This window comes from Ramlibacter sp. P4_H7 (genome assembly GCF_056400765.1).
This window is the reverse complement of sequence record NZ_JBFUKP010000012.1, coordinates 19,628-42,155: the sequence shown is the minus strand read 5'-3', so window position 1 is coordinate 42,155 and position 22,528 is coordinate 19,628. Positions and strand designations below refer to the sequence as shown.

The 22,528-nt window shown below is 66.1% G+C and carries 25 protein-coding genes; 23 read left to right on the top strand and 2 right to left on the bottom strand.

Translation table 11 applies throughout. The features are described from left to right. Positions 1-19 precede the first annotated feature (19 nt). From AC1DSA_RS16755 to nagZ, 22 genes are all read left to right on the top strand, one after another. On the top strand, positions 20-562 hold the full coding sequence (locus AC1DSA_RS16755; RefSeq protein WP_477891181.1) for a YceD family protein: 543 nt from the start codon (positions 20-22) through the stop codon (positions 560-562). Positions 563-714: 152 nt separating this feature from the next. Further along, complete coding sequence (gene rpmF, locus AC1DSA_RS16750; protein ID WP_027101192.1) at positions 715-897, top strand: 50S ribosomal protein L32; 183 nt, start codon at positions 715-717, stop codon at positions 895-897. A 112-nt stretch (positions 898-1,009) separates the two neighbouring features. Continuing rightward, on the top strand, positions 1,010-2,062 hold the full coding sequence (gene plsX, locus AC1DSA_RS16745) for a phosphate acyltransferase PlsX (protein WP_477891178.1): 1,053 nt from the start codon (positions 1,010-1,012) through the stop codon (positions 2,060-2,062). Positions 2,063-2,065: 3 nt separating this feature from the next. Beyond that, on the top strand, positions 2,066-3,043 hold the full coding sequence (locus tag AC1DSA_RS16740) for a beta-ketoacyl-ACP synthase III (RefSeq protein ID WP_477891176.1): 978 nt from the start codon (positions 2,066-2,068) through the stop codon (positions 3,041-3,043). A 38-nt stretch (positions 3,044-3,081) separates the two neighbouring features. Continuing rightward, positions 3,082-4,032 carry an ACP S-malonyltransferase gene (gene fabD, locus AC1DSA_RS16735; RefSeq protein WP_477891174.1) on the top strand — a complete coding sequence of 317 codons (951 nt, stop codon included), beginning with the start codon at positions 3,082-3,084 and terminating at the stop codon, positions 4,030-4,032. Then, positions 4,029-4,781 (top strand): 3-oxoacyl-ACP reductase FabG, encoded by a 753-nt coding sequence (gene fabG / locus AC1DSA_RS16730; protein WP_477891172.1) that lies wholly within the window; start codon positions 4,029-4,031, stop codon positions 4,779-4,781. The genes fabD and fabG overlap by 4 nt, the downstream gene beginning before the upstream one ends. 98 nt (positions 4,782-4,879) lie before the next feature. Next, complete coding sequence (acpP, locus tag AC1DSA_RS16725; RefSeq protein WP_013902185.1) at positions 4,880-5,119, top strand: acyl carrier protein; 240 nt, start codon at positions 4,880-4,882, stop codon at positions 5,117-5,119. 6 nt (positions 5,120-5,125) lie between these two features. Continuing rightward, on the top strand, positions 5,126-6,367 hold the full coding sequence (fabF, locus tag AC1DSA_RS16720) for a beta-ketoacyl-ACP synthase II (RefSeq protein WP_477891170.1): 1,242 nt from the start codon (positions 5,126-5,128) through the stop codon (positions 6,365-6,367). 4 nt (positions 6,368-6,371) lie between these two features. Continuing rightward, positions 6,372-6,830, top strand: a complete 459-nt coding sequence (locus AC1DSA_RS16715) for a hypothetical protein (RefSeq protein WP_477891169.1) — start codon at positions 6,372-6,374, stop codon at positions 6,828-6,830. Further along, positions 6,827-7,468, top strand: coding sequence for an RNA polymerase sigma factor RpoE (gene rpoE / locus AC1DSA_RS16710; protein WP_477891167.1), 642 nt, complete (start codon positions 6,827-6,829; stop codon positions 7,466-7,468). The genes AC1DSA_RS16715 and rpoE overlap by 4 nt, the downstream gene beginning before the upstream one ends. Before the next feature lie 8 nt (positions 7,469-7,476). Further along, positions 7,477-8,043: a sigma-E factor negative regulatory protein gene (locus AC1DSA_RS16705; RefSeq protein ID WP_477891165.1), complete on the top strand. Its 567-nt coding sequence runs from the start codon at positions 7,477-7,479 to the stop codon at positions 8,041-8,043. Next, positions 8,043-9,077: a MucB/RseB C-terminal domain-containing protein gene (locus tag AC1DSA_RS16700; RefSeq protein ID WP_477891163.1), complete on the top strand. Its 1,035-nt coding sequence runs from the start codon at positions 8,043-8,045 to the stop codon at positions 9,075-9,077. Before AC1DSA_RS16705 ends, AC1DSA_RS16700 begins: the two co-directional genes overlap by 1 nt. A gap of 132 nt (positions 9,078-9,209) precedes the next feature. Further along, positions 9,210-10,733, top strand: coding sequence for a DegQ family serine endoprotease (locus AC1DSA_RS16695; RefSeq protein WP_477891161.1), 1,524 nt, complete (start codon positions 9,210-9,212; stop codon positions 10,731-10,733). 509 nt (positions 10,734-11,242) lie between these two features. Then, the gene (gene lepA, locus AC1DSA_RS16690) at positions 11,243-13,054 is read left to right on the top strand and encodes a translation elongation factor 4 (RefSeq protein ID WP_477891159.1); all 1,812 of its coding nucleotides are present in this window, start codon (positions 11,243-11,245) and stop codon (positions 13,052-13,054) included. After that, entirely contained in the window at positions 13,054-14,019 is a 966-nt protein-coding gene (gene lepB / locus AC1DSA_RS16685; RefSeq protein WP_477891399.1) for a signal peptidase I, read from the top strand. Before lepA ends, lepB begins: the two co-directional genes overlap by 1 nt. A 47-nt stretch (positions 14,020-14,066) precedes the next feature. Next, positions 14,067-14,396, top strand: a complete 330-nt coding sequence (locus tag AC1DSA_RS16680) for a DUF4845 domain-containing protein (RefSeq protein ID WP_477891157.1) — start codon at positions 14,067-14,069, stop codon at positions 14,394-14,396. Between the two features lie 10 nt (positions 14,397-14,406). After that, complete coding sequence (gene rnc / locus AC1DSA_RS16675) at positions 14,407-15,090, top strand: ribonuclease III (RefSeq protein ID WP_477891155.1); 684 nt, start codon at positions 14,407-14,409, stop codon at positions 15,088-15,090. Then, positions 15,087-16,037: a GTPase Era gene (gene era, locus AC1DSA_RS16670; protein WP_477891153.1), complete on the top strand. Its 951-nt coding sequence runs from the start codon at positions 15,087-15,089 to the stop codon at positions 16,035-16,037. The genes rnc and era overlap by 4 nt, the downstream gene beginning before the upstream one ends. Positions 16,038-16,129: 92 nt before the next feature. Then, positions 16,130-16,876 carry a DNA repair protein RecO gene (gene recO, locus AC1DSA_RS16665; RefSeq protein ID WP_477891151.1) on the top strand — a complete coding sequence of 249 codons (747 nt, stop codon included), beginning with the start codon at positions 16,130-16,132 and terminating at the stop codon, positions 16,874-16,876. 91 nt (positions 16,877-16,967) lie between these two features. Then, positions 16,968-17,714, top strand: a complete 747-nt coding sequence (locus AC1DSA_RS16660) for a pyridoxine 5'-phosphate synthase (protein ID WP_477891149.1) — start codon at positions 16,968-16,970, stop codon at positions 17,712-17,714. Further along, the gene (gene acpS, locus AC1DSA_RS16655) at positions 17,711-18,118 is read left to right on the top strand and encodes a holo-ACP synthase (RefSeq protein ID WP_477891147.1); all 408 of its coding nucleotides are present in this window, start codon (positions 17,711-17,713) and stop codon (positions 18,116-18,118) included. Before AC1DSA_RS16660 ends, acpS begins: the two co-directional genes overlap by 4 nt. After that, on the top strand, positions 18,111-19,199 hold the full coding sequence (nagZ, locus tag AC1DSA_RS16650) for a beta-N-acetylhexosaminidase (protein WP_477891145.1): 1,089 nt from the start codon (positions 18,111-18,113) through the stop codon (positions 19,197-19,199). Before acpS ends, nagZ begins: the two co-directional genes overlap by 8 nt. A 21-nt stretch (positions 19,200-19,220) precedes the next feature. Here the strand turns inward: nagZ and AC1DSA_RS16645 are convergent, their stop codons facing one another. Together AC1DSA_RS16645 and glgC are read right to left on the bottom strand one after the other, a co-directional pair. Further along, on the bottom strand, positions 19,221-20,450 hold the full coding sequence (locus AC1DSA_RS16645) for a multidrug effflux MFS transporter (protein WP_477891143.1): 1,230 nt from the start codon (positions 20,448-20,450) through the stop codon (positions 19,221-19,223). A 64-nt stretch (positions 20,451-20,514) separates the two neighbouring features. Then, positions 20,515-21,765 (bottom strand): glucose-1-phosphate adenylyltransferase, encoded by a 1,251-nt coding sequence (gene glgC / locus AC1DSA_RS16640; protein WP_477891397.1) that lies wholly within the window; start codon positions 21,763-21,765, stop codon positions 20,515-20,517. A gap of 328 nt (positions 21,766-22,093) precedes the next feature. Here glgC and AC1DSA_RS16635 point away from each other — a divergent pair, with 328 nt between their 5' ends. Further along, positions 22,094-22,477, top strand: coding sequence for a hypothetical protein (locus AC1DSA_RS16635; RefSeq protein ID WP_477891141.1), 384 nt, complete (start codon positions 22,094-22,096; stop codon positions 22,475-22,477). Positions 22,478-22,528 lie beyond the last annotated feature (51 nt).

Genomic DNA, 22,528 nt, shown 5'->3' with positions numbered 1-22,528 from the left:
ATTCTCTTACACTGAATTCATGGCCAAGGACTTCGACCCGCAGCGACTGGACGTTCGCCGCTTTGCCGAGAACGGTGCCGAGCTCGATGCAAGCTCGGGACTGCAGCACTTCGTCCGGCTTTCCGCGGAGACTCAGGGCCTCGCGAGCTCCGGTCCCGTCCACTGGCACGCGCGGGGCGAGATGCACAACCCGCATCACGTTCACCCCCAGATATGGGTCCACCTGGAGGCGGACACCACGCTGCCGCTCGTGTGCCAGCGTTGCCTCAATCCCGTGGACGTTCCCTTGAAGGTGAGCCGATCCTTCCGGTTCGTGGCGGATGAAGCCACGGCCGCGGCCGAGGACGACGGGGCCGAAGAGGACCTGCTGGCCTTGAGCCGCAGTTTCGACCTGCTGGAGCTCGTGGAGGACGAACTCCTGATGGAAGTGCCGGTCGCGCCTCGCCACGAGGTCTGCCCGGAGCCGGTGAAGATGTCCGCCGAGGACCCCGACTTCGACGCGGCCAGCGCCGAAAGGGAAAATCCATTCGCCGTTCTCACCCGCCTCAAGCCGGGCCGGTAGCGGGAGCATGCATTTGGGCTATAATTTCTGGCTTCGCGCCAACAGGGCACCCATGGCCAGAGCCTCGGGCCTGCAGGAAGCGCGCTTCGTCCCACCTTCCAACCTGCCGCCGGCAACTGCCTCGGGCGGCACAACGATTCCAGGAGCCCGTCATGGCCGTCCAGCAAAACAAGAAGTCGCCCTCCAAGCGCGGCATGCACCGTTCGCACAACGCGCTGACGGTGCCCGGCATTGCCGTCGAGCCGACCACCGGCGAGACGCATCTGCGTCACCACATCAGCCCGACCGGTTTCTACCGCGGCCGCAAGGTGCTGAAAACCAAGAACGACGCCTGACCACCGATCACGCGAACAGGCCCGGCTGCGCACCGCAGTCCGGGCCTTTTTCTTGCCCTTTCTTGACCGACTCGCACCGCCTGGCGCGTGGTTTGGCTCTACAGTGAATGCCATGACGACCACCCTCGCCGTGGACTGCATGGGCGGCGACCATGGCCCCCGCGTGACGCTCGCGGCGTGCAGGCACTTCCTCGAGGCCCATCCGGACGCCGAGCTGTTGCTGGTCGGCATGCCCGATGCGCTCGCAGCCTTCCGGCATCCCCGTGCCCGAACCGTGACCGCCTCCGAGGTGGTCGCCATGGACGACCACGTCGAAGTCGCCCTGCGCAAGAAGAAGGACTCTTCGCTGCGCGTCGCGATCCAGCAGGTGAAGGAGGGGGCCGCCCAGGTGGCCATCTCCGCCGGCAACACCGGCGCCTTGATGGCGCTGGCGCGCTACCTTCTCAAGACAGTGGAGGGCATCGACCGCCCGGCGATCGCCAGCCACCTGCCCAACGCCAAGGGGGGCGACACCACCGTGCTGGACCTCGGCGCCAACGTGGACTGCACGGAACAGCATCTGCTCCAGTTTGCCGTGATGGGGTCCGCCCTGGTGTCCGCCCTGCACGAAGGGCACGACAGCCCTTCGGTCGGCTTGCTGAACATCGGGGAGGAAGTCATCAAGGGCAACGACATGATCAAGCGAGCAGGAGAACTGCTGCGCGCGGCTGGCGAAACCGGGGACCTGAACTTCTATGGCAACGTGGAAGGCAACGACATCTTCAAGGGCACCACCGAAATCGTCGTGTGCGATGGCTTCGTCGGCAACGTCGCCCTGAAGACCAGCGAAGGGGTCGCATCCCTGATCAGCGGCTTCCTCAAGGAAGAATTTGGCCGCAACCCGCTCACCAAGCTCGCTGCCATCGCCGCGTATCCGGTGTTATCTGCTCTCAAAAAGCGCGTTGACTACCGGCGCTACAACGGTGCGGCGCTCCTGGGCCTGCGCGGCCTGGTGTTCAAGAGCCACGGATCGGCCGACGAGTACGCTTTCGAGCAGGCACTGAACCGCGCGTATGATGCGGCCCGGCACAATTTGCTGGACCGTGTGCAGAGCCGAATCGCCCATGCCAGGCCGCTTCTGGTGAGCGCCGGAGGCGACACCCAACTCGAACCGGCCACGAACTAAGAAATGAGCAGATATTCCCGGATCACGGGCACGGGCAGCTTCCTGCCGCCCAAGCGCGTGACCAATGCGGAGCTGGCGACGCAACTCGCCGCCGATGGCGTGGAAACCTCCGACGACTGGATCGTGGAGCGCACCGGCATCCGCGCCCGTCACTTCGCCGAACCCAATGTGGCCACCAGCGACCTGGGCTTCGAGGCGGCCCGCCGCGCGCTGGAATCGGCCGGTCGCCAGGCGTCCGAGATCGACCTGATCATCGTGGCGACGTCGACGCCGGACATGGTGTTCCCGTCCTCGGCCACCATCCTGCAGAACAAGCTGGGCATCGCCGGCTGCCCCGCGTTCGACCTGCAGGCGGTGTGCAGCGGCTTCGTCTACGCCCTGACCGTCGCCGACTCCATGATCAAGAGCGGTGCCGCGAGCAAGGCGCTGGTGATCGGCGCGGAGGTGTTTTCGCGCATCCTCGATTTCAAGGACCGAACCACCTGCGTGCTGTTCGGTGACGGCGCCGGCGCCGTGGTGCTGGAGGCCTCGGAGACCCCGGGGATCCTGGCCAGCGACCTGCATGCAGACGGCAAGCACGTCGAGATCCTCTGCGTGCCGGGAACTGTGTTCGGCGGCAAGGTGCACGGCAACCCGCTGCTGCGCATGGACGGCCAGGCCGTGTTCAAGCTGGCCGTGGGCGTGCTGGAGGACGCTGCACGCGCGGCGCTGGCGAAGGCCGGCAAGACCGATGCGGACATCGACTGGCTGATTCCGCACCAGGCGAACATCCGCATCATGCAGAGCACCGCCAAGCGCCTGAAGATGTCCATGGACAAGCTCATCGTCACTGTGGACCAGCACGGCAACACGTCGGCGGCATCCATCCCCCTCGCGCTTGATGCGGCCGTGCGCAGCGGCAAGATCAAGAAGGGTGACACCCTGATGCTCGAAGGCGTCGGTGGCGGATTTACCTGGGGCGCGGTCCTGCTGGACTTCTGAGGCCCCCGGGGCTTCGCACAACGAACAAGAGACAAGCCATGCAACCCTTTGCCTTTGTCTTTCCCGGACAGGGATCGCAGTCCGTCGGCATGCTGGACGCCTGGGGCGACCATCCTGCCGTCGCCGAGACGTTGCGGGAAGCGTCGGATGCGCTGGGCGAGGACGTCGCGCGCCTGATCAAGGAAGGCCCCAAGGAGGCCCTGGCGCTCACGACCAACACCCAGCCGGTGATGCTCGTGGCGGGTCTCGCCGCTTATCGCGCATGGCGCGCCGAAGGGGGTGCCGAGCCATCGATGCTGGCTGGCCACTCGCTCGGCGAGTACACGGCGCTGGTCGCAGCCGGCGCGCTGACGCTTGCCGACGCCGCTCCGCTGGTGCGCTTCCGCGCGCAGGCCATGCAGGAAGCAGTGCCCGTGGGCACGGGGGCCATGGCCGCCATCCTGGGCCTGGAAGCCCAGAAGGTGGTCGAGGGTTGCGCCGAGGCCTTGCGCATGCTGGGCACCAACAGCGGAGAGGCGGTGGAAGCCGCGAACTTCAACGATCCCGCGCAGACCGTCATCGCCGGCAGCAAGGCGGCGGTCGACAAGGCCTGCGAAGTGCTCAAGGGCATGGGGGCGAAACGGGCGTTGCTCCTGCCGGTTTCCGCGCCTTTCCACTCCAGCCTGATGAAGCCTGCTGCGGACAAGCTGAAACAACGCCTGGCCGCCACGAACCTGCAGGTGCCGCGGATCCCGGTTGTGAACAACATCGAGGTGAAGGTCGAGACCGATCCGGACCGGATCCGCGCCGCCCTGTACGAGCAGGCATTCGGTCCGGTGCGCTGGGTCGAGTGCGTGCGCGCGATCCAGGCCCGCGGCATTGGCACGCTCATCGAATGCGGCCCCGGCAAGGTGCTGGCGGGCCTGGTCAAGCGCATCGACGGCAGCCTCAACAGCGCTTCGGTCTACGACCCGGCGACGCTGGCCGAAGCGAAGGGAATGCTGGCATGAACACGCACATCGACATGCACGGCCAGGTCGCCCTGGTGACGGGCGCCTCGCGGGGCATCGGCGCGGCGATCGCCCACGAACTCGCCGTCCGCGGCATGAAGGTGATCGGCACCGCCACCACCGACGAAGGCGCGGAGAAGATCACACATGCGCTGGCCCAGTACGCCGACTGCGGTGGCGCCAGGCTGGACGTCAACGACGCGAAGGCCGCGGAAACCTTGGTGGACCGCATTGCGAAGGAGACCGGCGGCCTGCACGTGCTGGTCAACAACGCCGGCATCACGCGTGACAACCTGTCCATGCGCATGAAAGACGAGGAATGGGATGCGGTCCTCGACACCAACCTCAAGGCTGTCTTCCGGATGAGCCGCGCCGTGATGCGCACGATGATGAAACAGCGCTACGGCCGCATCCTCAGCATCACCAGCGTGGTGGGCTCCTCCGGCAACCCGGGCCAGGCAAACTATGCGGCGGCCAAGGCCGGCGTGGCGGGCATGACCCGCGCGCTGGCACGCGAACTGGGCAGCCGGGGCATCACCGTCAACTGCATCGCTCCCGGCTTCATCGAAACCGACATGACCGCGGCCTTGCCGGAGGAACAGCAGAAAGCCCTGCTGGGCCAGATCCCGCTGGGCCATCTGGGCAAACCCGCAGACATCGCCCACACCGTGGCCTGGCTGGCCTCGCCGCAGGCCGGCTACGTGACCGGCCAGGAAATCCACGTCAACGGCGGAATGTTCATGGCCTGATCCACCCCCCGGGGGAACGCCCCGGGCCAGCCACTCCAGCCGGACCCTCCGCCCGGCTTAAAATCGCGGATTCAATCACAAACCCTTAGAGGGAACCCATGAGCGATATCGAAGCACGTGTCAAGAAAATCATCGCCGAGCAACTCGGCGTGGAAGAGTCCCAGGTCACCAACGAAAAGGCCTTCGTGGCCGACCTCGGCGCGGACTCGCTCGACACGGTGGAACTGGTCATGGCCCTCGAAGACGAGTTCGGCATCGAGATCCCGGACGAAGACGCCGAGAAGATCACGACGGTGCAGAACGCCATCGATTACGCCAACGCCCACCAGAAGGCCTGATAGAAGATGCGTCGCCGCGTCGTCGTGACGGGACTGGGCTGCGTCAGCCCGGTGGGTAATTCGGTCGCCGAGTCCTGGGCCAACCTGCTCGCGGGGCGGAGCGGCATCGACCTGGTCACGTCCTTCGATACGGGAAGCCTTTCCGTCAAGTTTGCCGGCGAGGTCAGGAACTTCAATGTCGCGGACTACATGCCGGAAAAGGAAGCCCGGCACATGGACCGCTTCATCCACCTGGGACTGGCTGCGGCCGACCAGGCGATCAAGGATGCCGGGTTGCCCCAGGGCGACCAGCTCGATCCCGAGCTGGCCACGCGCATCGGCGTGAACATCGGTTCGGGCATCGGCGGACTGCCGATGATCGAGCAGACGCATGCGGAATTGATGAGCCGCGGCCCTCGCCGCATCTCGCCGTTCTTCGTGCCCGCGTCGATCATCAACATGATTTCGGGCCACGTGTCGATCCGCCACGGTTTCCAGGGCCCCAACATCGCCGTGGTGACGGCCTGCACGACGGGCCTGCATGCCATTGGCCTGTCCGGACGCATGATCGAAAGCGGCGACGCCGACGTGATGATCGCCGGGGGCGCTGAATCCTGCGTCTCGATGCTGGGCATCGGCGGATTTGCCGCGGCCCGCGCGTTGTCCACGCGCAATGACGACCCCAAGACCGCGTCCCGTCCCTGGGACAAGGACCGCGACGGCTTCGTGCTGGGCGAGGGCGGCGGCGTCATGGTGCTGGAGGAGTACGAACACGCGAAGAGGCGCGGCGCGAAGATCTACGCCGAGCTCGCAGGCTTCGGCATGAGCGCCGACGCGTACCACATGACCGCGCCCAACGTGGACGGTCCGCGCCGCTCGATGAGCGCCGCCCTGAAGAATGCCGGCCTCAACCCGGAACAGGTCCACTATCTCAACGCCCACGGCACCTCGACGCCGCTGGGCGACGTCAACGAGACCAACGCGATCAAGCTGTCGTTGGGCGACCACGCGAAGAAGGTGGTGGTGAATTCCACCAAGTCGATGACCGGCCACCTGCTGGGTGGCGCCGGCGGCATCGAGTCCGTCTTCACGGTGCTGGCCGTCCACCACCAGAAGAGCCCGCCCACGATCAACATCTTCAACCAGGACCCCGAATGCGACCTGGACTACTGCGCCAACACGGCGCGGGACATGAAGATCGACGTCGCGCTGAAGAACAACTTCGGCTTCGGCGGCACCAACGGTTCGCTGGTCTTCAAGCGCATCTGAGTCCATGCACTCCGCCCCATCGGTGAGCTATCCGGTGGGGCGCAGCGCGTTCGTCGCATGGCTTTATGCGGCGCTCGTGTCGGTCGCCCTGTTCGCGCTCCTGGCTTGGGTCGTGCAGTCGTCCCTCGGCTGGCGGCAATGGGTCGTGCTCGCCGCCGTGCTGGCCAGCGGCGCCTTCGCCGCGCGGGACTGGCGCGGGTCGCCCACCGGCGTTCTGCGCTGGGACGGCGTCGACTGGAGCTGGGAAGAGGGCGGGGACACCGCCGCCGGCCATCCGGAAATCTCGATGGACCTGCAGTCCCGGCTGCTGCTGCGGTGGTGCCCGGAAAGCGGGCGCGTCCGCTGGCTGTGGCTGGAGCGCGCGTCGGACGCGTCCCACTGGGACTCTCTGCGCCGTGCGGTATATTCCCGCGCGAGCACGCACGTGCGCGCTGCCGGCAAGCCTCCGGCGGCCCCACAATGAACAAGACGCCTCCCGCCGCCCCGCCTGCTTCGTCCGGCGACACCGACCTGATGCTGGTGGAACGCACGGTGGCGGGCGACCAGAAGGCCTTTGGCCTGCTGGTCATGAAATACCAGCGGCGCATCGAGCGCCTGATCGGCCGGATGGTGCGGGACACCAACCTGATCGAGGACATTGCCCAGGAAACCTTCATCCGGGCCTACCGGGCGCTCCCCCAGTTTCGCGGCGAGGCCCAGTTCTATACCTGGCTGTACCGGATCGCCGTCAATACGGCCAAGAAGGCTTTGGTCGACCTGAAACGGGATCCGGTCGTGTCTGAGAGTTCGTTGCGCGGCGGTAATGACGACGACGAAGAAACTTCCGGCATGGAGAACGAACTAACCTCCGCCGAGACACCGGAAACGGTGCTGGCGGCCAAGGAAATCGCCGCGACCGTGAACTCTGCCATGGAGGCGCTACCGGAAGAACTGCGCCAGGCGGTGACGTTGCGCGAGATCGAAGGCCTGAGCTACGAAGAGATCGCGGAAGTGATGAATTGCCCGATCGGCACCGTGCGATCCCGGATTTTCCGGGCCCGCGAGGCGATTTCGGCGAAGGTGAAGCCCCTGCTGGAAAACCAGTCGGGCAAGCGCTGGTGAGGCGCGACATGGATGCAATGAACATGGACAAGCAGGAACTGATTTCGGCGCTGGCCGATGGGCAACTGGAGGGCGAGGCATTCGCGCTCGCCGTGGATGCGGTGGCCGCCGATCCGCAAGCTCGGGCCTCCTGGTGTGCCTACCACGCGGTGGGCGAGGTCCTGCGCACGGGACGGGCCAGCGTCGGCACGCCTCCGGAAATCTTCCTGTCCCGGCTGCAGCAGCGGCTGCAGGAGCAGGCGGCACCCCTGCCGGTCGTGCGGCCCATCGTCGTGGCCGGGCCCCCGTCGGCGGCCGCCAACGACTGGGTCTGGAAGCTCGCGGCGGGTGTCGCCTCCATGGCGGCGGTCACTGCGGTGGGGTGGAACTTGTGGGCGGGCAGCGCTGCCCAGCCACAGCTGGCCAAGGCCCAGAGTTCTTCTCCGGTGGTCGTGGAAGCCGGCGGCGCTCCGCTGATTCGTGACCCGGGCCTGGACAAGCTTCTGGCCGCGCACCGCCAGCTGGGCGGCGCGACCGCCCTGGGCACGAGCTCGGGCTTCCTGCGCAATGCCACTTTCGAGGCGCCGTCTCGCTGATGGCTCTCGGCCCGGCTCCTGTCGACCGCTCGCGCCTGGCCCACGGCGTGTTGGCCTTCTGGGCCGTCGGGGCCATGGCCCTGGCTGCAGCGCAAGTCGCCGCCGGTCCCAACCAGCCCGCCGATCCCCGGCCCGGCGAGGGCAGAGAGCGCACGGTGAACGAGTGGCTCACGCGCATGCACGATGCGTCGCGCCAGCGGAGCTACATCGGCACCTTCGTCGTTTCTTCCAGCAATGGCTCCATGTCCAGCGCGCGCATCTGGCACGCGTGCGATGGCCAGCGGCAGGCGGAACGGATCGAGACCCTCTCCGGGGAGCGCCGGCTCACCTTCCGGCGCGATGACGAGGTCCTGACGTTCCTGCCCGAGACGAAGACGGTCCGGAGCGAACGACGCGACGCGTTCGGGATGTTTCCCGAACTGCTGAAACCGGACGAGACGGCGATTCCGGAGTTCTATACCGCGCGGCGACTGGGCAGCGACCGGGTCGCCGGGTTCGAAGCCGACATCGTGCAGGTGTTGCCCAAGGACACGCTGCGCTTCGGCTACCGGGTCTGGAGCGAAAGGAAGAGCGGCCTGGTGGTGAAGCTGCAGACCGTGGACGAAACCGGCAAGGTGCTCGAGCAGGCCGCATTTTCCGAGCTGCAGCTGGACGCCCCGGTGAGGATGGACAAGCTGGCGCAGATGATGGCCGTGCCGGTGGGCTGGCGCGTGGAGAAGCCGGACGCCGTGAAGACCACCGCAGCCGCCGAAGGCTGGGACCTGAAGGCGCCGGTGGCGGGCTTCAGGCCCATGAGCTGCTACAAGCGGCCGTCCGACGGCATCCTGCAGTGGATCTTCTCGGACGGCCTGGCTTCGGTGTCCCTGTTCGTGGAACCGTATGACCGGCAGCGCCACCAGCAGGAAGGCGTGTTCGCCAGCGGTTCGACCCATACGCTCACCCGCCACGTGCAGGAATGGTGGGTAACCGCAGTCGGCGAGGTGCCGCCGCAGACGCTGCGAGCGTTCTCGCTCAGCCTTGAGCGCCGGAAGTAAGTCCGCGGGCCGGATGCCCGTCCGAGTGACCCGCGCGTAAAGCGGGCCATGCGTGTTTGGCTGACGCGCAACTTCCGCGCTTGGTCGTATTCTCAGCTATTACCCTTGTCTGAGCCTTCTGGAGAGGTCTGTATGTTCCGCATGGATCCCAAGTGCCTGCGCAGCTGCGGATGGGCGATGGCGCTGGCCTTCGCCGGCGCCGTGGCCTATGTCCCCGTCACGCCGGTCCTCGCACAGTCCGCGCCGCAACCGCGGTCGCTGCCCGACTTCACCGAACTCGTCGACCAGGTCGGACCCGCCGTGGTGAACATCCGCACCATCGAGCGCACGCGCGGCGGTTCGCGGGCGGCCGATGGCCAGATGGACGAGGAGATGCAGGAATTCTTCCGGCGCTTTTTCGGCGTTCCCATGCCGAACAACCCGAACACGCCCAACGCTCCCAATGCACCGCGCCAGCAGCGCCCGAACCCGCGCGGTGGAGATGGGGGCGAGGACGTGCAGCCGCGCGGCGTCGGCTCCGGATTCATCCTGACGGCCGACGGCTTTGTCATGACCAACGCGCACGTCGTGGACGGCGCGGACGAAGTGCTCGTCACCCTGACGGACAAGCGCGAGTTCAAGGCCAAGATCATCGGTGCCGACAAGCGCACCGACGTCGCGGTGGTGAAGATCGACGCCACGGGCCTGCCGGCGGTGCGCGTGGGTGACGTGTCCCGCCTGAAAGTCGGCGAGTGGGTGATGGCGATCGGCTCGCCCTTCGGGCTGGACAACACGGTGACGGCCGGCATCGTAAGCGCCAAGGGGCGTGACACCGGGGACTACCTGCCTTTCATCCAGACCGACGTCGCGATCAACCCCGGGAACTCGGGCGGCCCGCTGATCAACATGCGCGGCGAGGTCATTGGCATCAACAGCCAGATCTATTCAAGGTCGGGCGGCTTCATGGGCATTTCCTTTGCCATCCCGATCGACGAGGCAAGCCGCGTGGCAGAGCAGTTGCGCGTGAGCGGCCGCGTGCAGCGGGGACGCATCGGCGTGCAGATCGACCAGGTGACGCGTGACGTGGCCGAATCCATCGGCCTGGGCCGCCCGCAGGGCGCCCTGGTGCGCAGCGTCGAGGGCGGCTCACCGGCGGACAAGGCGGGCATCGAGGCGGGCGACATCATCACCAAGTTCAACGGCCAGGCGATCGAACGCGCTTCCGACCTGCCTCGACTCGTGGGCAGCACGAAGCCCGGCAGCCGCGTGAACCTGACGGTGTTCCGCCGCGGAGGATCGCGTGACCTCAGCGTCACCGTCGCCGAGTTCGAGCAGGAGCAAGCCCGCGCGCGTCCCGCCCAGGCACCCGATGAGAAGCCGAAACCCTCTCCGGCGCAGCAGTCGATCGGCATCGTCGTCAGCGAACTCACCGCCGCCCAGAAGAAGGAGTCGAAAGTGAAAGGCGGCGTGCGCGTGGAATCGGTGGGCGAAGGTGCTGCGCTGAGAGCCGGCGTTCGCGAAGGCGACATCATCGTCGCGATCGGCAACACGGAGATCAACACAGTGAAAGACTTCGAGGCGGTGGTCGCAAAGCTGGACAAGACCAAGCCGATTCCCGTGCTCCTGCGCCGAGGGGAACTGGCCAATTACCTCCTGATTCGCCCTGCGCGCGGCTGACCTGCGCATGCAAGAAAAGCCCCAAGCCCTTGCTCGGGTTTGGGGCTTTCTCTTCGTCGATGGTCAAAAAAAGACAGGCGGTTGGACGTTTTTTGGCGCGCCCTTTTAGGCCTGTCGAGGTTGGCGGACGCTAACTTGGTCGGAGCCTAAGAACCGGGTTGGGTAGAATCACCTCGGGTCAGCGGTCATTCTGGACATATCAGACGGTAGCTACACCACGATGCGAGATGCCACCAAGCAGTGCACTGCTGCTCCACAAGTGGCCCACAAGTTGTCCCACGGGATGTCCTCGTAAATTGTTGAAAACCTGTGAATAACATGCGAGTTGCGGACCCGCAACGGCCGAGTCAAGGTGACCCTCAGTCTGTACGCCCGGCGCGTTTTGCCTACAATGAAGTTCCAACTATCGCAGTTGCCATAGATTGTTGGTTCAGGGCGCGTCACCTTCATGACGCGCCCTTTTTTCTTTGTGCGCGGCTTTTGAATCAATCACTTATCTGTTCCCGTTGATGAATCACATCAGAAACTTTTCGATCATCGCGCACATCGATCACGGCAAATCCACGCTCGCCGACCGCTTGATCCAGCGGTGCGGCGGACTCTCCGATCGCGAGATGGAAGAGCAGGTCCTGGACTCGATGGATCTCGAAAAGGAGCGTGGGATAACCATCAAGGCGCAGACCGCTGCGCTCGCATACAAGGCGCGCGATGGACAGATCTACAACCTCAATCTGATCGACACGCCCGGCCACGTCGACTTCTCATATGAAGTGAGTCGCTCGCTGTCGGCGTGCGAAGGTGCGCTGCTGGTCGTCGATGCGAGCCAAGGCGTCGAAGCACAGACAGTCGCCAATTGCTACACCGCGCTTGACCTCGGTGTCGAGGTGGTGCCGGTGTTGAACAAGATGGATCTGCCGCAGGCCGATCCCGAGAACGCGAAGTCGGAAATAGAGGACGTGATCGGCATCGATGCGAGCCATGCGATCCCGTGCTCCGCTAAAACTGGCATGGGCATCGATGAGATCCTGGAGGCGATCGTCGCCCGCATCCCGGCTCCGCGCGGCAATCCCGACGCGCCGCTACGCGCCATGATCATCGACAGCTGGTTCGACAGCTATGTCGGCGTGGTCATGCTCGTGCGCGTGGTCGACGGCCGCGTCACGAAGGGTGACCGCATCAAGCTGATGGCGACGGAGACGAACTACGAGGCGACGCAGCTCGGCGTCTTCACGCCGGCGAACGCCCCGCGCGAGGCGCTGGAGGCGGGCGAGGTCGGCTACATTATCGCCGGCATCAAGGAACTGCAGGCCGCGAAGGTGGGCGACACGGTGACCTTGATCAAGGCGGGTTCCGGCGGCGCCGCCTTCACGGCGACCGAGCCGCTGCCCGGCTTCAAGGAAATCCAGCCGCAGGTGTTCGCCGGCCTGTATCCCGTGGAAGCGAACCAGTACGACTCGCTGCGCGACAGCCTGGAGAAGCTCAAGCTCAACGATGCGTCGCTGCACTACGAACCCGAAGTGAGCCAGGCGCTCGGCTTCGGTTTCCGCTGCGGCTTCCTGGGCCTGCTTCACATGGACATCGTGCAGGAGCGGCTGGAGCGCGAGTTCGACCAGGACCTGATCACGACCGCTCCGAGCGTGGTCTACCAGGTCTTGAAGGGCGACGGCGAGGTGATCATGGTCGAGAACCCGGCCAAGATGCCGGACCAAGGCCGGATCCAGGAGGTCCGCGAGCCGATCGTGACGGTGCACCTGTACATGCCGCAGGAATACGTCGGCGCGGTCATGACCCTGGCCAACCAGAAGCGCGGGATCCAGATCAACATGGCCTACCACGGCCGCCAGGTGATGCTCACGTACGAGCTCCCGCTGGGCGAAATCGTGCTCGACTTCTTCGACAAGCTGAAGTCGGTCAGTCGCGGCTACGCCTCGATGGACTACGAGTTCAAGGAATACCGCGCCTCCGACGTCGTGAAGGTCGACATCCTGCTCAACGGCGAGAAAGTCGACGCCCTGTCCATCATCGTCCACCGCACGCAGGCGCCCTACCGGGGCCGGGCGGTCGTGGCCAAGATGCGGGAGATCATCAGCCGGCAGATGTTCGACGTGGCCATCCAGGCTGCGATCGGAGCGAACGTGATCGCGCGGGAGACCGTCAAGGCATTGCGCAAGAACGTGCTGGCAAAATGCTACGGCGGCGATATCACCCGCAAGCGCAAGCTCCTCGAAAAACAAAAAGCTGGCAAGAAACGCATGAAGCAGATCGGCTCCGTCGAAGTGCCTCAGGAAGCGTTCCTGGCCATCCTCCAGGTAGAAGAATGATGCCTTTCCTGACGGCCGCGGTGCTCGCGGCCTTCGTCGGTTATGCCGGCGCGTGGTACTTCGAGCTCGTCGAAGGCAACTTCGCGCTGCTGCTGTTCCTGGCCACCATCGTCACCGGCCTGTACTGGTTCGCGGAACACCTGTGGTTCCTGCCGCGCCGGCGGCGTGCGGTCGAGGCTCTCGAAGAGAATGCCGCGCGCCGCAACGCGGATCTTTCCGCGCGCGGCATCGCAGCGGACGATCCCAGGCTCGCCGATGCCCGGCACAAGGTCCTCGCTCAGCCCTGGTGGCTGGACTGGACGGCGGGCTTGTTCCCCGTGATCCTGGCGGTGTTCGTGCTGCGGTCGTTCCTGTTCGAGCCCTTCAAGATTCCCTCGGGTTCGATGATTCCCACGCTGCTGGTGGGCGACCTCATCCTCGTCAACAAGTTCACCTACGGCTTGCGCCTGCCGGTGCTGAACACGCGCCTGACGGAGGGAACGCCGCCCAAGCGCGGGGACGTGATGGTGTTCCGCTACCCGCCCAAGCCCTCGCTGGACTACATCAAGCGCGTGGTCGGCGTCCCCGGCGACGAGGTTGCTTACTTGAACAAGAAGCTGACGATCAACGGGAAGCCGGTGCCGGACGCGCGCCTGTCGGACTACTTCGACCGCGACGCGATGCGGTACTTCAAGCAGTTCGAGGAGCAGCTTGGCGGCAAGAAGCACCGGCTCCTGAACGACGACGAGCGCCCCGCCTTCGTCCCGGGCGTGGAGGAATTCCCGTTCAAGCAGAATTGCCGCTACAGTGTCGAAGGGGTCGTCTGCAAGGTGCCGGAGGGGCACTATTTCATGATGGGCGACAACCGGGATAATTCGCTGGACTCGCGCTACTGGGGATTCGTGCCGGACAAGAACATCGTCGGCAAGGCATTCCTGATCTGGATGAACTTCGGGGACTTCAAGCGGGTCGGCTCATTCGAATGAGGATCGGACGGAGGATTTCAATGGCGGTCAAATCGCGTCAGGCAGGCATGTCGATCATCACCTTGATCTTCATCCTGGCGGTGCTGGCGGCTGTGGGTGCGGTGGCCCTGCAGGCTTTCCCCTCGGTCATCGAGTACCAGGCTTCGCTGCGGGCAATCAACAAGGCAAAGAACGAAGGCAGCGTCGCCGCGGTGCGCGCGGCCTTCGACCGCTCGGCCGACATCGACAGCATCACCTCCATCAAGGGCAGGGACCTGGAAATCACGAAGGACGGTGATCAGGTGGTTGTCGCCTTCGCGTACCAGAAGGAATTCCACATGTTCGGCCCGGCGTGGCTCACCCTCAAGTACGAGGGGCGTTCGCATCCCGGAAGGTAGTTTTCCACCCGTGGCAGACGAGCTCGCGGCGCTGCAGGATCGACTGCAGCACCGCTTCCAGGACCCGCGCCTGCTGGCCCGCGCCCTCACGCACCGGAGTTTTTCGGCCGAGCACAACGAGCGGCTCGAGTTCCTTGGCGACTCCGTGCTCAACCTTGCCGTCGCGGCGCTCCTGTACCAGCGCCTGAAAGACCTGCCCGAGGGCGATCTTTCGCGCGTGCGCGCCAATCTCGTCAAGCAGGACACGCTCCACAAGATCGCGGTCGACCTGGCCCTTCCCGGCATGCTGCGCCTGGGCGAGGGCGAGGCGCGCTCCGGCGGGCACAAGAGGCCCTCCATCCTGGCGGATGCGCTGGAGGCGCTCATCGGGGCCGTGCATCTCGACGCCGGGTACGCGGCGGCCGAGGCGCTGGTGCACCGGCTGTACGCGGACGTCGAGATCAAGCCGCAGATGTCGGCCGCCGCCAAGGATCCCAAGACGGAATTGCAGGAATTGCTGCAGGGCCGCAAGATGCATCTGCCGGCCTACCGCGTGGTGGGCACGCTGGGTGCGGCGCACAAGCAGACCTTCGACGTCGAGTGTGAGGTGACCGAGCTCGGCATTGTCGAGCGGGGAATCGGCGCGTCACGCCGTGCCGGCGAACAGGCCGCCGCTGCGGCTATGCTGCTGGTACTCAAATCCAGGCTGAAATGAACACCGAAGGTGAAACAGGCAGCGACGCTGCCGACGTGCCGGCTGCCGGTGCGGGGCAGCGCTGCGGGCTGGTGGCGATCGTGGGCAAGCCCAACGTCGGCAAGTCCACCCTGCTGAATGCCCTGGTGGGGCAGAAGATCAGCATCACCTCGCGCAAGGCGCAGACGACCCGGCATCGCATCACCGGCGTGCGCACGGAAGGCACGACGCAGTTCATCTTTGTCGACACCCCGGGTTTCCAGACCCGGCACAGCTCCGCGCTCAATCGCTCGCTGAATCGCGCAGTCACCGGCGTCATCGGAGATGTCGACGTGGTGTTGTTCGTCGTGGAAGCCGGCAACTTCACGCTCGGGGATGCCAAGGTGCTGGCGCTGCTGAAGCCCGGAATCCCCGCCATCCTGGTGGCCAACAAGCTGGACCTGGTGAACCGACGCGGTGAGCTCGCGCCCTGGCTGCGTGACATGCAGGCGCGGCATCCCTTCACCGAGTTCATGCCGATTTCGGCCAAGCAACCCAAGGACATCCAGCGGGTGCTGGAGGTGTGCGGGAAGTTCCTGCCGCAGCAGCCGTGGTTCTACGGCGAGGACGAACTCACCGATCGCAGCGAGCGCTTCATGGCCGGGGAGATGGTGCGGGAAAAGCTGTTCCGCCTCACCGGCGACGAGCTGCCCTACACGTCGACCGTGGTGATCGAAAAGTTCGAGGAAGAGCCGAGCGCCAAGTTCAAGCGGATGGTCCGGATCGCGGCCACCCTGGTCGTGGAGCGGGACAGCCACAAGGCCATGATCATCGGCGAGGGCGGCGAGCGCCTGAAACGCATCGGCACCGAGGCCCGCCAGGAGCTCGAGCAGCTGTTCGACGCCAAGGTGTTCCTGCAGCTGTTCGTGAAGGTCCGTTCGGGTTGGGCCGACGACGAGGCGCGGGTGCGCAGCTTCGGCTACGAGTGAAAGCCATGGCCCCCGAGGTCCTCGCTGCGCGTCGGCCCGGCCCCCTGGGGCAGCGCAGGCCGGCTCCGGACGGCCCGGCGCCGCGTTGAGTCATGGTCAAGCGCATCGCCGACGAGCCGGCGTTCGTCCTGCACCGCTACGACTGGAGCGAATCCAGCCTGATCCTGGAACTGCTCACGCGCCACCATGGCCGCGTTGCCGTGGTGGCCAAGGGTGCAAAGAAGCCCAGCTCCAACTTTCGTCCCGTGCTACTGCCACTGCAGCCGCTCCACGTGGCCTTCGGCGGCGATGCCGAAATCCGGACGTTGAGGGCCGCCGAGTGGGTCGGCGGGCAGGTGATGCCGACCGGAGAGGCGCTGCTCTCGGGCTATTACCTGAATGAGCTGCTGTTGCGACTGCTCGCCCGCGACGACCCCCATCCGCCGCTGTTCGACGTGTATGCCGCCGCCGTGCGCATGCTGGCTGCCGACGACGTGCAACTGCTGCAGCCGGCACTGCGGGCCTTCGAGCTGCTGCTGTTGCGCGAAATCGGCTTGCTGCCGACCCTGGACGTGCAGACGGCCACCCTGGCGCCATTGGACGAAGACCAGCGGTATGCGTTGCGGCCGGAAGGCGGCCTGGTGGAATGGCACGACGCGCAGGAGCGTGGCAGCCTCAGCGGCGCCCAGTGGCTGGCGCTGCAGGCGGCCGTCGACGATCCGGCTCCCTTCAACGCAACCTTGCGGCAGGCGGCCACGATGGGCGAGCTCAAGCCGCAGCTGCGCGCGCTGCTGCACTACCATTGCGGCGTGAACACGCTGCGTACCCGGCAACTGATGATGGACCTGCAGGCCTTATGAGCGCCGCACGAGACCCCGAAGGCGCTCGCCCGAGCCGGCGGCCGAAACAACGGCAAACCGCCCGGCGAACAAGCAGTGGGAGAGCTGTCCCATGAACACGGCCTTGTCCGTCAACCTGAACAAGGTCGCCCTGGTGCGCAACACGCGCCACCTGGGCATCCCGAGCGTCACGCGCGCGGCCACGATCTGCCTGGAGGCGGGAGCCCATGGCGTGACAGTGCATCCGCGGCCGGACGCTCGCCACATTCGCGCCGATGACGTGCAGGACCTGCACGCACTGCTGAAGAAGTGGCCGCGGGCGGAGTTCAACATCGAGGGGAACCCCTTCCACAACCTGATGGACTTCGTGCGCGCGCTGCGGCCGCAGCAGGCCACTTTCGTGCCCGACAGCGAAGGCCAGTTCACCAGCGACCACGGTTGGGACCTGCGCAAGGACGGGGAGCGTGTGAAACCGCTGATCACCGAGGCCAGGGCACTGGGAGTGAGGGTGAGCCTCTTCATGGACGCCGATGCCGCCGCGATCCCATTGGCGAAGGCCGTGGGCGCCGATCGCGTCGAGCTCTACACCGAGCCCTATGCCGCAGCCTGGGGCACACCGCGCCAGCAGCAGGAATTGCAGCGCTTCGCCGATGCGGCCCGCGCTGCCCATGCAGCGGGCCTGGGGGTGAATGCCGGGCACGACCTCAGCCGGGAGAACCTCACCGACTTCCTGCGTGCCGTGCCCAACGTTCTGGAAGTCTCCATCGGCCACGCGCTGATCTCCGACGCCCTGGAACTCGGCTACGCCGCAGCGGTGGGAGACTACCTGGCCGCGATCCAGCGCAGCGACCGCAAGTGATCTACGGCATTGGCACCGACATCTGTGACGTGCGACGCATCCGCGCTTCGGTGGAACGGCACGGCGATCGCTTCGCCCTCAAGATCCTGAGCGAAGCCGAGTTCGCCACCTGGAAAGCGCGCAGCGCCCGCTGGCCGGAGCGTGGCCTGCGCTACCTCGCCACGCGCTTCTCCGCGAAAGAGGCCTTCAGCAAGGCGGTCGGTCTCGGAATGCGCATGCCCATGACCTGGCGCCTGTGCGAGGTCGGCAAGATGCCCAGCGGCAAGCCGGTGATCGTGCTGCACGGCGTGCTGAAGGCCTGGTGCGATCAACGGGGCCTCACCGCGCAGGTGAGCGTGACCGACGAGACCGATTACGCCGCCAGCTTCGTGGTGGTGGAACAGAAAGAGCAGATCCATGAGTGAACACGCACCGGTGATCCTGGACGTGGCCGGCCTGAGCCTCTCCGGCGAGGACCGCCGCCGCCTGGCCCACCCCCTGGTGGGCGGGATGATCCTGTTCGGCCGGAACTGGGAAAGCCGCGAGCAGCTCGCGGCACTGTGCGCCGAGATCAAGGCCGTGCGCGGCGATCTCCTGATCTGCGTGGACCACGAGGGAGGGCGCGTTCAGCGTTTCCGTACCGACGGCTTCACGCACCTGCCGCCGATGCGCCGCTTCGGCGATCTGTGGATGAAGGACGGAAGGGGACGCGAGGGCTCCGGCGCGATGAAAGCGATGGCCGCAGCCACCGCCGCCGGTTACGTGCTGGGCGCGGAGCTGCGCGCCTGCGGTGTGGACTTCAGCTTCACGCCGGTGCTGGACCTGGACTTCGGCGCCAGCTCCGTCATCGGCGACCGCTCCTTCCACCGGGACCCGCGCATCGTCACCCTGCTGGCCCGAAGCCTCATGCAAGGCCTGCTGCAAGCCGGCGTGGCCAACTGCGGCAAGCACTTCCCCGGCCACGGCTTCGTGAAGGCGGACTCGCACCTGGAGATCCCCGTCGACAACCGCAGCCTCAAGGCGATCCTGCAGGACGACGGGATTCCCTATGAGTGGCTGGGTACCACGCTCACCAGCGTCATGCCTGCACATGTCATCTACACCAAGGTGGATCCTATTCCGGCCGGCTTCTCCCCCCGCTGGCTGAACGAGATCCTGCGCGGGCAACTGCAGTTCCAGGGCGCGATCTTCAGCGACGACCTGAGCATGGCCGGAGCCCGCAAGATCCATGGCCGCGACGTGAGCTTCACCGAGGCCGCGGTCGCCGCTTTGCAGGCCGGCTGCGACATGGTCCTGCTGTGCAACGAGTCGGTGAACAGCGAAGGCGGGGGGTCCATCGACGAGATGCTGGAAAGCCTGTCGGATTTGCAGCGGCGCGGCACCTGGCGGCCCAGCGAAGCGAGCGAGCACCGCCGCCTGGCGCTGCTGCCCTGCGGCCCCGCCAGCTCGTGGGACGCGCTGATGACCGAACCGCGCTACATGCAGGCCTTGTCGCTGCTACCCTGATTGCATCCGGGACGGGGTCGCTCAGCCGATCGCGCTTCGTCCCGTTTCCGGCCAGCGCCACTTCACGTACAGCCAGGCGAACAGGCCCACGCTCATCATGAGCAGCGACGCGATGGCGAGTTCGCGGGTCGAGTCCATCACCAGCGGGGCGATACCCCCGGCCACGATGCCGTTGGCCGATGAGCCGATGAAGGCCTGCAGCGAGGAAGCCATGCCGCGCCGCTCGGGGTACAGGTCCAGCACCAGCAGCGTCACCACCGGCACCATCAGCGCCCAGCCGAAGGCGAAGATCGCAATGGGAATCAGCGCCCACCAGGCCCGCGCCGGAAACAGCAGGTTGGCCGCGACGTTCGCCAGGGAGACCAGCACCATCACGACGAAGCCGTAGCGGATCTGCAGCTTCGGCGGGATGCGTCCCGCCAGCCGCCCGCTGGCGAACGAGCCCGCCATGATGCCGCTGATGGTGAGGATGAAGAACCAGAAGAACTGCGTCGGCGCCAGTTGCAGGTGGTCCCCCAGAAAGGCTGGCGCGGACAGGACGTACAGGAACATCCCGTTGAAGGGGACGCCGCTGGCCAGCGCCAGCAGCAGGAAACGCGGGCTGGACCCGAGCTGCCAGTAGCCGCGCATCAGGTTGCGCACGTTGAAGTCCTGCCGGTGGGTGACATGAAGCGTCTCCGGCAGCAGCTTCCAGTTGGCAAGCCACAGGGCAACGCCGATGGCGGTGAGGAACCAGAAGATGCTGTGCCACCCGGCGTGCACGAACAGCCAGCCGCCCACGATGGGCGCCACGGCCGGCGCCACGCCGAAATAGATGGTCACTTGGCTCATGACCCTCTGCGCCTGGTCGGGCGGGAACATGTCGCGGATCACGGCGCGTGACACCACGATGCCTGCCCCGGTCGACAGCCCCTGCAGCGCGCGGAAGAACACCAGCTGCCCGATGTTCTGCGCCAGTGCGCAGCCGGCCGACGCCAGGGTGAAGACGGCGATGCCCCACAGGACCACCGGACGCCGGCCGAAGCTGTCCGACAGCGCGCCGTGGAACAGGTTCATGAAGGCGAAGCCGAAGAGATAGGCCGACAGCGTCTGCTGCATCTCCACGGGCGTGGCGCCGATCGCCTGGGCAATGCCAGAGAAGGCCGGGATGTAGGTGTCGATCGAAAACGGGCCGAGCATGCCCAACAGCGCGAGCAGCGCGGCGAGCGCCCAGCGTGGGGCTGTCCAGATTTCTTGTGCTTGTGGGTTCATCCGGCGAGCAGGGCAGGGAACACGAGGTTGTACCAAACCTCGCTCCGCCCTGCTCGGGGCGGCCTCAGAGCCGGTCCAGCATTTCCTTGGTGACCAGCACCACGCCGCTCTCGCTGCGGTGGAAGCGCTTGCTGTCGGAGGCCGCGTCCTCGCCGATCACGGTGCCTTCCGCCAGCACGCAGCCGCGGTCGATCACCACCTTGGACAGGCGCGATCCGCGGCCGACGAGGGTGTCGGGCATGATCACGGCCTCATGGATGGAGCAGCAGGCCTCCACCCGCACATTGGAGAACAGCACCGAGCGCCGGATGTTGGAGCCGATGACGATGCATCCGCCGGAGATCAGAACGTTGGAGGTCTCGCCGTTGAGGCCGCGCTCGTCCGGAACGAACTTCGCGGGCGGCAACTGCTCCTGGTAGGTCCAGACCGGCCAATCCCGGTCGTACAGGTTCAATTCCGGAAGATCGCTCGCCAGGTCCAGGTTGGCCGCCCAGAACGCGTCCACGGTGCCCACATCGCGCCAGTAGGGGCGGTTGCGCGTCGAGGCGGGAATGGAGGACAGGTTCAGGGGGTGCGCCACTGCGCCCCCGTCGGCCACGATGCGCGGAATCAGGTTCTTGCCGAAATCGTGCTCGGACGTATCGTCGTTCATGTCGGCTTCCAGCAGCCTGTACAGGTACTCCGCACCAAACACGTAGATGCCCATGCTGCCCAGCGCCTTGTCCGGCTTCCCCGGGATCGACGGAGGATCCTTGGGCTTTTCCAGGAAGTCGGTGATGCGGCGGTCGGCGTCCACGTGCATCACGCCCAGCGCGCTGGCTTCCGTGCGGGGCACCTCGATGCAGCCCACGGTGCACTTGGCGCCGCTTTCCACGTGGTCCAGCAGCATCAACGAGTAGTCCTGCTTGTAGATGTGGTCGCCGGCAAGGACGAGGATGTATTCGGGCCCGTAGGCACGCAGGATGTCGATGTTCTGTGAGATCGCATCAGCCGTTCCGCGGTACCAGAAGGCCTCGTCCACGCGCTGCTGGGCCGGCAGCAGGTCGATGAACTCGTTCTGCTCGCCCCGCAGAAAGTTCCAGCCACGCTGCAGGTGGCGCAGCAGGGAGTGCGACTTGTACTGGGTGAGCACGGCCATGCGCCGGATCCCCGAGTTGAGGCAGTTCGACAGCGCGAAGTCGATGATGCGGAACTTGCCGCCGAAATAAACCGCCGGTTTGGCGCGGCGATCGGTGAGGTCCATCAGCCGCGAGCCGCGTCCCCCCGCCAGCACGAGAGCGATGGTGCGCTTAGGCAATTCGCGGGCCAGGATCATGCGTTCCATGGCGTGGTCCCTGGCGTCGCCGCCCACGGCCTCGAGAATGCTCAGGTTCTCCTTCATGGCTGCATATCCCCTGTTAGCCCAGCGTTGACTGTGGGACGGGGTGTGCATCGCCCATGTAGGACGCTGCCGCCTTTCCGCCGAGACTGGCAGAGGGTCCGGCGGGCTCGCCCCAAATGAGGGCGGTCTGCTGATCCGTCTTTCTGCCGCAGCGATCTGCATTGATCCTTCCTGCCCAACCGGGACAGGCGGCGGCAGCGGGCAGGGGCGAGGCGACCAGCCCAGCCTTAGCATCGCATTTCGCCTCCCTCAGGAGCCTGCCATGCACACCGCCAATCGCCTGGGCCTCGCGCTGCTGCTGCTCATCGCCGCCTTCCTCGTGCTCGTCGCCATCTCCGCGGCCAGCCTGTGGGCAGCAGGGCACGTGGCCACGGCGCTCGTCGTCGGCGTCGTCGGCCTCGTGGGCGTCGCGGCAGGCGCGATCACGTGGCGGGTGGTCCCCGAGGACGAAGTGGAGCCGGCCCCGCAGTCGCCCCCGGTGGCGGACGTCGCCGTGCGGCCGATCGCGCACGGGCCTGTGCGGATCCAGGCAATGCCGGTGGCGGACCTGCCCCCCGCCTACGTGGACGCCGTCCTGAAGGGCGCCCACGCGCGATTGAGCGCGCTCAAGGCGCAATCACCGCGCGCGTCATTCCCCTGTAAATAAATCGCATGAAGCGCTCGTCGTAGCGCATTGGAGCCGTCATGGGCTCCACGT